The sequence below is a fragment of the Sulfurimonas sp. genome (assembly GCF_023229105.1).
Lineage (GTDB): Bacteria > Campylobacterota > Campylobacteria > Campylobacterales > Sulfurimonadaceae > Sulfurimonas.
The window spans coordinates 1-3,679 of the sequence record NZ_JALNZY010000117.1 but is presented as its reverse complement, the minus strand read 5'-3'; the positions used below and the strand labels follow the sequence as shown (position 1 = coordinate 3,679).

The following is a 3,679-nucleotide window of genomic DNA, read 5'->3' as shown; positions in this document are numbered from 1 at the left end:
TTCTTTGATAGCGGCCTGATCTACTACTTCAATCCCGGCTGCCAGGGAAAGAGCCATTACAAAATCTTTTTTATAATCCACAATTTCTTTTTTCCAATCAAAATGGAAATCGTCAGTAGACAACGATAACTCTGTCACCTCTTCCTTGACATAAGGAACGCATTGCTCCTGAAATGTCAGGTCAAAAACTGTTCGACCCTGCTTTCGTAGGGCTTCAATCCTTTTCTTAGCCTCTTCTTTTGTCATATTTACCTCCATATTTCATATTTAAGATAATATCACAATAAAATATTTTTGTCAATAGGCAAAATATTATTTTTTTGCCTATTGACAAATTATTTTTTATGTGCTATTATTTGATTTATGATTAGCAAAGGGACTGAAAAAATTAAAAAACTTAAACCAATAGAAGTCAAAATACTTACTATAATAGAAGAATACAAGAAAAAAACAGGTAGGGATATATGGCAATCCCGGGTAGCTTATGAATTAGACACGAAAAGACAAAATATTGCATATCATTTAAAAAATTTAAAAGAAAGTGGATATATAAAAATAGAGGTTATTAGTTCCATAATGCAATATATATCAATCAAGAATAAGAGATGGAGGCGAGAGATTGGAAGATAATTTTACTTTGCTAAATCAGTCCGTAGATCATTATAATAGAATGATCGAATATGCTGAAATTTACATGGATCGTTATCGTGATTTAATTGGAGATGTAGATAACTTCAAGTAAGGTTGTTGAGTTTATAGGGGAGGGATGGAAATTATTAATAATGCCAATAACGCTACATACGGACTTATAACAAGGCTGGTAAAAAAATGAAATCCTTTTTTGCATACGCACTAAAAATATTGATAGCTATAGGCGGCCTCGCCATTGGTTCCGTCTCCTGGTATTTTGGGATAGGGTTTTTTTATTGGTTAGGGATAAGTCCATTTTTTTCGGTTGTGGTATCGGCTATCCTGGTTTTGTTGATGGAAACAGCCGCACAGCTTGGCATGTATCTGCTTAAAACTAAGAAAATAGCAGGGTTCGTTGTTATATTGCTGACTTGGTTATTTTTCCTTATTGTCGATATTTTTGGTACGGTTATTGGCATGGATCGAATGATGAACACTGCCAAAGACAATCGCTTACAATTCGCAGTGACTGCAATCAATAGCGATGATAGCATATTGCTTCTCGACCAACAAATCAAAACTGCCCAAAAAAGTATTGACAGTTACCAGCTATCATACGATACAGAGGCACAAAAAGAAAAACCTGAGTGGTGGATATTGGCGAAATATGAGGCGGCTTTGGAAGCGGCAAAATTGGCGCAGGATATCAAGATCAAACAGCGGCAGGAGTTAATCGATAAGCAAAAAACAGAAACAAAAAACAAGGAGATTATGGTTGATGAGCAAGGCGAAATTCAACGGTTTTGGAAAATATGCATTGCTATAGCATTAGGGCTGATTGTTGATCTCGGTAGCTGTATCGTTATTATGTGCAGTTGGATTTTTGAGAAGAAAGTAATAGTCGAAGAAAAAAAAGAGATTGTCATAAATAAAAATAAGCTTGAAATTCAAGAAGCAAAAGAAGAAAGAAAATTATCTTTTGCTGATTATGTTGAATTGTATTATGATAAAAGGAAAAGCGGAGATTCAAAAAATATTTTAAAGGGTAAGGCGGAAGTTGATGGAATACCAGATAATATATATAAAAAAATAACAAATATCGCCGTACATTTAGGGTACATTATCAAAAAAAATACGCAAAGTTATTTTAATTCGGGAATAATAAAACAGCAGTTCATTGATGGAATTGTTGAAGGGAATAAAAATCATGTGTTAGACTCAAAAAAAAAAGAAGAGTCTGACGATGACGTATTATGAATAGGAGGTAAGATGTTTGATAATCCAATTTTCATTAAGCATCCAGAAAGATTATTGCTTCATCTTCTGGTCAGTATGGAAGCAAAGAAAAATTGCGCGTTGCGCAATAACAATTTTTTAAATTGATAAGACAAGATTGAGAATTAGGCCGGTTGCTCATGGGCTCGTAGCAGCCGGTCGTAAATGTAGGAGGATAGTATAGTGAACGAAACTCCTTTGGAAATACTAAGAGAAAATTATGAAAAAATGTTTTTAAACATAAACGGAAAGCGACGCGATAAGATACCAAAAGAAAAACAGCGCGCAGATGTAATTGACTATCTCGTCGTTCATCATAGCGCAGGGAATGAATTTATAAATGCAGCGGCAATTGATATAATTGACGCTTTTAGTCGTGCCGGATATACACGAGGATATGCACCAATAAAAAGAGAGCATTCTTGGCACTTTCATCCTTTAAGGGATAAAGAAACATTTGCAATGGCGCATTTCGCTCTCCATAAATATAACAAAGATGATAATATTTATAGATGGCGGTTAGTTCCTCTTATGGCTGATTGGGATAGTTGTATTGCCTGGCATGCCGGGAATTGGGAAATTAATACGCGATCGATTGGAATAGAAATTTGTGGTGATTATAGCGATATAAGAGTGGACGGACGTGCACTAAAATTGATCGCTGATTATTTTAAACCGGAATATACTAAGACACGTGCTGCGGGGAAAATCTATCATGTGGTTCCTCATCGCTATGTTTCATTGGGATATACTGTTTGCCCCGGGAAAATTATTGATCAAATCGATGATTTAAGAGAAATGATTTTTCAAGGGGATAAATTAAAAGAATCATAGGAGGAAAACCAATGACAAAAGAATTTAATTTTCAAAAAGGCGACGACAATAGTAGCACATATGTTATGCGCGTTGACCAGGGGTACATCCCTGATGACTGCAAAGGCGGAGAGAATTTTCTCCCGCCGGAAGTCTGGCAAGACCCGGAAATGGTGGTGGAGCAAGAATGCGAGAAACCGGAGCCGAAACCAGAGCAGCCGGTAGAAAAAAAATCGCACGAATACAAGGTCGGAGACAAGGTATTCGTGAATGATCTCGATTATACGGACAGAAACATGGAAATGGGGCATCTTATTGAGGCAATTGTTAAAATCGATGCGTTATGTTCTGATGGCAAAGGATTTTTTGTGATAGACAAAAAAGGAAATCCCAAAGAGAAGCTGAATGGACGAAAAGGCTGGTACATTGATTTTCGCGATGTCGAGCCTGTAGGCGAATCCGCATGCGATAAGGAGCAATCCATTGATCCATTGGCAGCTTTTACAGCCTCTGATATGCGGAAAGCGCAGGAGTTATGGAAATTATGGCCACTACTATCGCAAGGAGATTATTTCCCAACGTGGCTTGATGAAAAAATCAAGGAAAGGAGAGAAAAATGAAAAGAAAGTATATTGAAATTTCAAGATATGAGAAAAGGACAAGGCAATATCATAATTCCGAACTTAAAACAAACGGTCATTATTTGCTCGGCTCATACATTGAACCAATTTCCGAAATTCATAATGCTATCGATGCAGAGTTAGACGGGTATTGATATGAAAGAATCAAATCTTGCTAAAACCTATCTCCCTAAATGGCAAGCAGAAAATCCAAGCGGTCGCCTATTTAGAAATAATACCGGCATGGCTTGGCAAGGAAAAAATATTAGGTGGTTTTCTTTCAGAGAAAAAATAAAATCTTTAGTTTTAGATTGTGCAAAGCCTATCTTTTACGGTATCGG

Annotated in this window: 6 protein-coding genes; 5 read left to right on the top strand and 1 reads right to left on the bottom strand. The window is 36.4% G+C overall.

Annotated elements, in window-relative coordinates:
* Positions 1–246 (bottom strand): hypothetical protein (locus tag M0Q17_RS10880; RefSeq protein ID WP_295086754.1); only part of this gene is annotated, 246 nt, incomplete at its 3' end.
* 582 nt (positions 247–828) lie between these two features.
* Here M0Q17_RS10880 and M0Q17_RS10875 point away from each other — a divergent pair.
* The 5 genes from M0Q17_RS10875 to M0Q17_RS10855 form a co-directional block, all read left to right on the top strand.
* Positions 829–1,887, top strand: coding sequence for a hypothetical protein (locus M0Q17_RS10875; RefSeq protein WP_295086753.1), 1,059 nt, complete (start codon positions 829–831; stop codon positions 1,885–1,887).
* A 201-nt stretch (positions 1,888–2,088) separates the two neighbouring features.
* The gene (locus tag M0Q17_RS10870; RefSeq protein WP_295086751.1) at positions 2,089–2,739 is read left to right on the top strand and encodes a peptidoglycan recognition family protein; all 651 of its coding nucleotides are present in this window, start codon (positions 2,089–2,091) and stop codon (positions 2,737–2,739) included.
* An 11-nt stretch (positions 2,740–2,750) separates the two neighbouring features.
* On the top strand, positions 2,751–3,338 hold the full coding sequence (locus M0Q17_RS10865) for a hypothetical protein (protein WP_295086749.1): 588 nt from the start codon (positions 2,751–2,753) through the stop codon (positions 3,336–3,338).
* Positions 3,335–3,493 carry a hypothetical protein gene (locus tag M0Q17_RS10860; protein ID WP_295086747.1) on the top strand — a complete coding sequence of 53 codons (159 nt, stop codon included), beginning with the start codon at positions 3,335–3,337 and terminating at the stop codon, positions 3,491–3,493. Before M0Q17_RS10865 ends, M0Q17_RS10860 begins: the two co-directional genes overlap by 4 nt.
* A gap of 1 nt (position 3,494) precedes the next feature.
* Positions 3,495–3,679, top strand: a 185-nt coding sequence (locus M0Q17_RS10855) for a hypothetical protein (RefSeq protein WP_295086746.1), incomplete at its 3' end; no start/stop codon positions are given.

What these genes read in the sequence shown, in the direction of transcription:
- M0Q17_RS10875 (WP_295086753.1), top strand. Translation starts at nt 829, where the DNA reads ATGAAATCCTTTTTTGCATACGCACTAAAAATATTGATAGCTATAGGC.
- M0Q17_RS10865 (WP_295086749.1), top strand. Translation starts at nt 2,751, where the DNA reads ATGACAAAAGAATTTAATTTTCAAAAAGGCGACGACAATAGTAGCACA.
- M0Q17_RS10860 (WP_295086747.1), top strand. Translation starts at nt 3,335, where the DNA reads ATGAAAAGAAAGTATATTGAAATTTCAAGATATGAGAAAAGGACAAGG.